This window comes from Kitasatospora sp. NPDC059812 (assembly GCF_042732075.1).
Lineage (GTDB): Bacteria > Actinomycetota > Actinomycetes > Streptomycetales > Streptomycetaceae > Kitasatospora.
In genome coordinates, this window is record NZ_JBHWIO010000038.1 from 21619 (window position 1) to 28556 (window position 6938).

Sequence of the window (6938 nt, forward strand, 5' to 3'; positions counted from 1 at the left end):
GTCTCTCGGTGCCGTCCCTGCCGCGTTCCGGGCAAAGCCGGGGCGCGGCTCAGGCACTGCGCAGGCAGCCGTCCGCCGCCGACTCGGCGTAGGCCTCCCCCAGTTCCCGCACCGCCTCGGCGACGCCGCTGCGGGGCACCCCGGCGTACCCCACCACCAGGGCCGGCCCGGACTGCCAGGACCGGTGGTGGTAGGAGCGGCCGCCGCGCACCAGCACCGAACGGCGCAGCGCCCGGGCGACCAGCGCCGCCTCGTCCACCCGGTGCGGGAGCTGGACGTAGGCGTGCAGGCCGGCGAAGGCGCCCACGATCCGGGCCCCGGGCAGCCGTCGCCGCACGGCCTCGTGGAAGACCTCGCGGCGGGCCCGCAGCCGTTCGCGCTGGCGCCGCAGGTGCCGGTCGAGTTCGCCGCCGTCCAGCAGTTCGGCGAACGCGTGCTGGGTGAACACGTCGCAGCCGAGGTCCCGTTGGGAGCGGACCTCCTCCAGGCGGCGGCGCAGCCGGGGCGGGGCGACCAGCCAGCCCAGCCGCATCCCGGAGGCCAGCGACTTGCTCGCGGTGCCCGCGTAGAGCACCCGGGAGGGGGACAGCCGTTGCAGCGCGGTGGGCCGGCGGCCGTGGTCCAGCCAGAGGTCGCCGTCGTAGTCGTCCTCGATGATCCAGCCGTCCACGTCCTCCGCCCAGCGGACCAGGGCGGCCCGCCGCTCGGCGCTGAGCACGGCGCCGGTGGGGAACTGGTGGGCGGGGGTGACCAGCACCGCGCGGGCGCCGGTGCGGGCGAGCGCGGCCACGTCGATGCCGTGCTCGTCGACCGGGACGGACGGGCAGTCCAGGCCCGACTCGACGATGAACTGGCGCTGCTGCGGGTGGCACGGGTCCTCGACGGCGAGCGCGCCGAGGCCGGTGCGGGGCAGCGTGGCGCAGACCAGGCCGAGCGTCTGGGCGAACCCGGAGACCACCATGACGTGCTCGGGGGTGGTGTGCACGCCGCGCGCCCGCCCGAGGTAGCGGGCGAGTTCGGCACGCAGCGCCGGGACGCCGGACACCGGCGGGTACCCGAGGTCTCGCGGGCCGAGCCGGCGCGCGGCCCGCTGGTAGGCGGCCAGCCACTCGCGCTGGGGGAAGGCGGAGGCGTCGGCGCCGCCGGCCCGCAGGTCCCAGCGGATCACCGGGGCGGGGCGGGCGTCGCTGAGCAGGGTCGGCATCCGGGTGCCCCGGTCCAGGTGGGTGGCGACCCGGGTGCCCGATCCCCGGGTGGCCTCCAGGTAGCCGCCGGCGACGAGTTGCCCGTAGGCCTCGACGACGACGCTGCGGGACACCCGGAGGTCCTCGGCGAGCTGACGGCTCGACGGCAGCCGGGTGCCGGGGTGCAGCGCCCCCTCGGCGATCTCCCGCTTGATGCCGTCCCGGATCTGGGCGGTCAGCGGGAGCACGTCCTCCCGTGCCACGTCGATCAAGGTGTTCCAGGGCATGTTTGGCTCCTCCCTCCCCCGCCCACGGCGGCCCTGTTGAGCCCTGCGGACCTGTCCGGCCCGCCGGCCCTGTTCAGCCCTCCGGACCTGCGGACCTGCTCAGCCCGCCGGCCCTAGCGGGCCTCGGACAGACCGGACCGCTCGGTGTCCAGCAGCGCCCGCAGGCACGCGACCCGGACGGCCCGGCCGACGGCCTCGCCCTCCTCCTGGGCGATGCCGACCCCCCAGTAGGAGTGGGAGTCCACGACGATCTCGAAGGCGGCGGTGACCGCGTTCAGCGGTGCGCCGGCCCGTTCCACGACGAGGCCCTGGATGACGGCGTCGAGCCCGTAGCCGGCCACCGCCTCGGCGGTGGCCCCGCTCCAGCGGGTGTCGCCGGGCTCCGCCGCCAGCGGCTCCGGCTCCGGCAGGCCGGGCACGGTCTCGGTGCCCAGCGCCACGTACCGCTCGACGAAGTGCTCCCACAGCTGGTCGCCGGTGATCTCGCCGCCGATCTCCTCGCAGACCGCCTGCATCTCGGCGGCGAAGTCGATCTGGAGGCGGCGCGGCAGCTCGATGCCGTACTCGGTGCGCAGCAGGTGGGCGATGCCGCCCTTGCCGGACTGGGTGTTGATCCGGATCAGCGCCTGGTAGTCGCGGCCGATGTCGCGCGGGTCGATCGGCAGGTACGGCACGTCCCAGACCTCCTGCCCGGACTCCTCGCGGGCGCGCAGGCCCTTGGCGATGGCGTCCTGGTGGGAGCCGGCGAAGGAGGTGTAGACGAAGTCGCCGGCCCACGGGTGGCGGGCGGGGACGGGCATCTGGTTGCAGCTCTCGACGATGCGGCGGATGCCGTCGATGTCGCTCAGGTCCAGCATCGGGTCGACGCCCTGGGAGAACAGGTTCATGGCCAGGGTGACCAGACAGACGTTGCCGGAGCGCTCGCCGTTGCCGAACAGGGTGCCCTCGACCCGGTCCGCCCCGGCGAGGACGGCGAGTTCGGCGGCGGCGACGCCGCTGCCGCGGTCGTTGTGCGGGTGCACGCTGAGGATGGTGCGCTCGCGGTGGAGCAGGTTGCGGTGGGTGTACTCGATCCGGTCGGCGAACTCCTGCGGCGGGAACACCTCGACGGTGGAGGGCAGGTTGATCCGCAGCGTGTGCGCGGCCCGCGGGGCCCAGAAGTCGAGGACGGCGTTGCAGAGTTCGAGCGCGTAGTCCGGCTCGGTCTGGGTGTAGGACTCCGGCGCGTACTGGAGGTAGATCTCCGTGCCGGGGATCGAGTCCTGGAGTTTGAGGGCCTGTTCGGCCCCGTCGAGCGCCATGGCGGTGGTCTGCCGGCGGTCCTTGCGGAAGACCAGGCGGCGCTGGACCTCCGAGGTCGGGTTGAAGATCTGGAGGACGGCGCGGGGCACGCCCTCCAGGGCCTTGACGGTGCGTTCGATGAAGTCGCCGCGGATCGGCGTCATGACCTGGACGACGACGTCGTCCGGGATCGCGCCGGTGTCGACGAGGTGGCGGAGGAAGGCGTGGTCGTCCTGCGAGGAGGTGGGGAAGCCGACCTCGATCTCCTTGAACCCCATGGCGACCAGCAGGTCGAACATCCGCCGCTTGCGGGTGATGTCCATGGGGTCGGTCAGGGCCTGGTTGCCGTCCCTCAGGTCGACGCTGCACCACAGCGGGGCCTGTTCCGCGCGGCGGCCCGGCCAGCCGCGGTCGGGCAGCCCGACCGCCTGGTACGGCTGGTACTTCCGGACCGGCATCGCGCTGTGGCGCTGGATGCCCTGGTCGCGGGCGGGTGTGCCCTGCGGCGTGTCCGCGTCGGTGGGTTGAGCGGTCATCTCTCCTCCACAACGGTGGTCTGGGCGTCTTGTGGGGACGCTCTGCTAGCTCTGCTAGGCGGGCCAGGAGCTGAACTGTCTCCTCCCGTAGAGCAGCGGCGACGCGTCGCTGAGCTCGGTGATCCGGATGACCTCGCCGAAGACCATCCGCTGGCCGCCGACGGGGACCAGCTGGCTGACCCGGCAGTCGGCCACCGCGTGGGCGTCGTGGACGAGGTGGGGTCCGCCGGCGCCGGGGGGCAGCCGCCAGGTGGTGGCGTCGAACCGGTCCGGGTCGCCGGAGGCGAACAGTTCGGCGGTGCCGCGGCCCTCGGCGTGCAGCAGGTTCACCGCGAACTGGCCGCTGCGCAGCACGGCCTTCAGGGTCGGGCTCTCCGCCCGCATGCCGACCAGCAGGGTGGGCGGTTCGACGGTGACGCTGCACAGGGCGGAGCAGGTCATGCCCCAGGGCCGGCCGGCGTCGTCCAGCGAGGTGACGATGGCGACGCCGCTCGGGAAGCCGGACATGAAGGTCCGGAAGTCGGAGGGGGTTGAGGTGACGAGTTCCACGTGATTCACCGCTCGACTGGGTAGGGGACCGGCTCCGCGGTCCGGGGCGCGTCCACGCTCGCCGTGCGCCGGTCGATGACCCACAGCAGCGGGCCGCTGAGCACCGTCGTGAACAGGGCCATCACGACGAGGGCGAGGAAGAGCGCCGGGGTGAGGATCCCGGCCTGGTAACCCGTCTGGAGGACGGCGAGCTCGGTCAGGCCGCGGGCGTTGAGGAACACCGCGATCCGCATGCTCTCCACCGGGGGCCGGCCGGCCGCCCGCGCGCCGTAGTAGCTGCCGACCAGCTTGCCGAAGATCGCGAGCACCACGGACAGGACGACGGCCTGCCAGGAGAACACGCTGAGCGGCGCCGAGGCGAGGCCCATGCCGGTCACCGTGAACAGCAGCGGCAGCACGATCCTGCCCCAGCCGCCGACGGTGTGGGCGGCCCTGGTCCAGGGGCCGACGCCGTCGTCGCCCGGCAGCGCCAGGGCGACCAGGACGGCGCCGAGCACATCGGTGAGGCCCAGCCGCGAGGTGGTCAGGGCGGCGGCCACGGCCGCGGCGGCGGTCAGCCCGATCGGCACCGCCACCGGGATCCGCTCGGCCCAGGCCCGGGGCCCGGGCAGGGCCCCGGCCCGGCGGATCAGCCAGGCGCCCAGCAGGCCGACGACGAACACCAGGTACGGGGTGATCTTCCCGCCGCCGTGCGCCAGGCCGACCGCGATCGCCAGCAGCGACCAGGTGACGGCGTCGATGGAGACCGCGACCGCCATGCAGAGCCGGCCGATCGCGGTGTTGAGCATGCCGCGGTCGTCCAGGATGCCGGCCAGCACCGGGACGGCGGTGACCGCCAGCGCGATCGCCAGCATCAGGACCAGCACCCCGGCCGGGGCGCCGCCGCGCAGCGCCGGGGAGCCGTCGGCCAGCACCCACGCGGCGAACGCGACGCCGCAGCCGAGCGGCAGCAGCAGCGAGCCCACGGCGGTCAGTGCGATGCTGCGCCCGCCCAGCCGGCTGCCGCCGGCCCGGATCTCGTGGACGGCGCCCACCAGGAAGAGCGCGAGGCCGAGGTGGCCCGCCTTCTCCAGGACGGCCCCGCCGTCCATGGTGGCCGGCTTCCAGTGCCACTGGCTCGCCAGCAGCGCCCCGAGCAGGAGGCAGGCCATGATCTCGCCGACGATCTCCGGCTGCCGCAGCAGCTTCGCCAGCCGGCGTCCGAGCAGTGCCACGGGGACGAGCAGAGCGAGCGTCACCGCGGCCGGTACGTACGGAAGACTGTCCATGGTGCCTCCTTTCTCGGGGCGCCGAAGGGGTCAGTGCATCTGGGCGAGGTACTCGTACTGGCTGGGCAGGCGCTTCAGGAGCTCGGCGGACTGGTCGCTCAGCAGCTGGAACTCCTTCTCCGCGCGGCTGCCGTCCTGCAGGGCGAGCGCGGGCGGGGCCTTGAGCTCGATGCCGCCGAGGCCGAGCAGCATGGCCAGGTAGGAGTAGGACTCGAACCCGTGGAAGTGCGGGAAGATGGTGGCCTCCGTCGGAGGCTTGGCCTTCCACAGCTCGATCCGCTCGGCCAGGCCGTCGGGCATCACCCGGGTCTTGGCGTCCCGCCAGTAGGCGTTGTCCTCGCGGGCCGCGGCCTTGTAGTGCAGGACGAGGAACTCCCGTACGCCGTCGATGGTGTTGCCGACGATGCGGTTGTAGGAGCGGCGCAGCCCCGGGTCCCAGTTGGCGTCCGGGAAGTGCTTGACCAGTTCCTCGATGCCCTGCTGGATGAAGAAGATGCCGGTCGACTCCAGGGGCTCGACGAAGCCGCTGGACAGGCCGATGGCGACGCAGTTGTTGACCCAGGCGTTGCGGGTGCGGCCGATCCGCATCCTGATGTGGTTGGCCTCCAGGCCCTCCGACTCCGGGCCGACCTTGGCCCGCAGCGTGGCCTCGGCCTCCTCGGGCGTCGCGTACTCGTCGGAGTAGACGTAGCCGGTGCCGATGCGGCCGAACAGCGGGATGGTCCAGATCCAGCCGGCGTCCGAGGCGGTGGCGGTGGTGCAGGGGCGCAGGCCGCGCTTCTCCATGTCGACCGGGACGCGCAGCGCCACCGCGCGGTTGTTGGGCAGGGTGTCCTGGAAGGAGGTGAACGGCTCCTCCAGGGTCTGGTTGATCAGCAGGCCGCGGAAGCCGGTGCAGTCGATGAAGAGGTCGCCCTCGATCAGGCCGTGCTCCTTGGTGCGCACGCCGCTGATCCAGCCGCGGTCGTCCTGGACGACCTCGACGACGTCGTCCTCGATGTGCTTGGCGCCGCGCTCGGTGGCGTACCCGGAGAGGAAGTCGGCGAGCAGCGAGGCGTCGAACTGGTAGGCGTACGGGAACTGGGTGTCCTGCTCCGTGAGGGTGTCGCGCTCGGTCGTGTTGCCGCCCTCCTTGAAGTCCTGCTCGAAGAGGGTGCCGTCGAGGTAGCGCGGGGACTTCTCGGCGTCGCAGATCGCGGCCATCAGGAACACGTCCTGGTCGAAGCGGTCGCCGGAGCGGCTGTTCAGCCACCAGTCGGTGAGCGGCAGGCCGTCGACGACCCGGAGGCGCTCGAAGGGGTGGTAGAAGTAGTGGCCCTTGCGCCGCCAGTTCTCGAATCGGATGCCCAGCTTGTAGGTGGCATTGCACTTGGGCATCCAGACGTGCTCCGGCAGGCCCAGGTAGTTGAAGAAATGCCGGACGGTGCTGAAGGTCGCCTCGCCGACCCCGATGGACTTGATTCGCTTGGATTCCACCAGCGTGACGGAAATGCGATCGCCGAATGCGGCGCGCAGGTACGAGGCGGTCATCCAACCGGATGTCCCACCACCGACGATGACGACGTTGCCCAGCATTCCTGACCCTCTCAGCCGGTCGTTCAACCCGGAGCCCCGGGCTGTCCCATGGCTCGAAATCCTGCGGCAGCGGAGCCTCCGGAAAACAGGCTTTTAAGCCTCAGCGGAAACACGCACTCCAGCGCGTCCCGGCCTTCGCCGGGTGTTTTCCGGCATGGCGCACACAATTGCACCCCCGGGGGTGGGGGGGGACTGGGGGGGGGGAGGCCCCCGGCTTAGGGGGGGGGGGGGGGGGTGGGGTTAACGGGACGGCGGGGC

Annotated in this window: 5 protein-coding genes; all 5 read right to left on the reverse strand. The window is 72.5% G+C overall.

From position 1 onward, the window contains the following. Nucleotides 1-49: 49 nt before the first annotated feature. Nucleotides 50-1471 carry a PLP-dependent aminotransferase family protein gene (locus ACFV6D_RS20305; protein ID WP_363375465.1) on the reverse strand — a complete coding sequence of 474 codons (1422 nt, stop codon included), beginning with the start codon at nt 1469-1471 and terminating at the stop codon, nt 50-52. Nucleotides 1472-1584: 113 nt separating this feature from the next. Continuing rightward, nucleotides 1585-3288, reverse strand: coding sequence for a 2-isopropylmalate synthase (locus tag ACFV6D_RS20310; protein ID WP_380560646.1), 1704 nt, complete (start codon nt 3286-3288; stop codon nt 1585-1587). Nucleotides 3289-3342: 54 nt separating this feature from the next. Beyond that, on the reverse strand, nt 3343-3846 hold the full coding sequence (locus tag ACFV6D_RS20315) for a flavin reductase family protein (protein WP_380434202.1): 504 nt from the start codon (nt 3844-3846) through the stop codon (nt 3343-3345). Continuing rightward, nucleotides 3843-5105 carry a cation:proton antiporter gene (locus tag ACFV6D_RS20320; RefSeq protein WP_380560647.1) on the reverse strand — a complete coding sequence of 421 codons (1263 nt, stop codon included), beginning with the start codon at nt 5103-5105 and terminating at the stop codon, nt 3843-3845. Before ACFV6D_RS20320 ends, ACFV6D_RS20315 begins: the two co-directional genes overlap by 4 nt. Before the next feature lie 30 nt (nt 5106-5135). Beyond that, on the reverse strand, nt 5136-6680 hold the full coding sequence (locus ACFV6D_RS20325; RefSeq protein ID WP_380490491.1) for a tryptophan halogenase family protein: 1545 nt from the start codon (nt 6678-6680) through the stop codon (nt 5136-5138). Nucleotides 6681-6938: the final 258 nt, after the last annotated feature.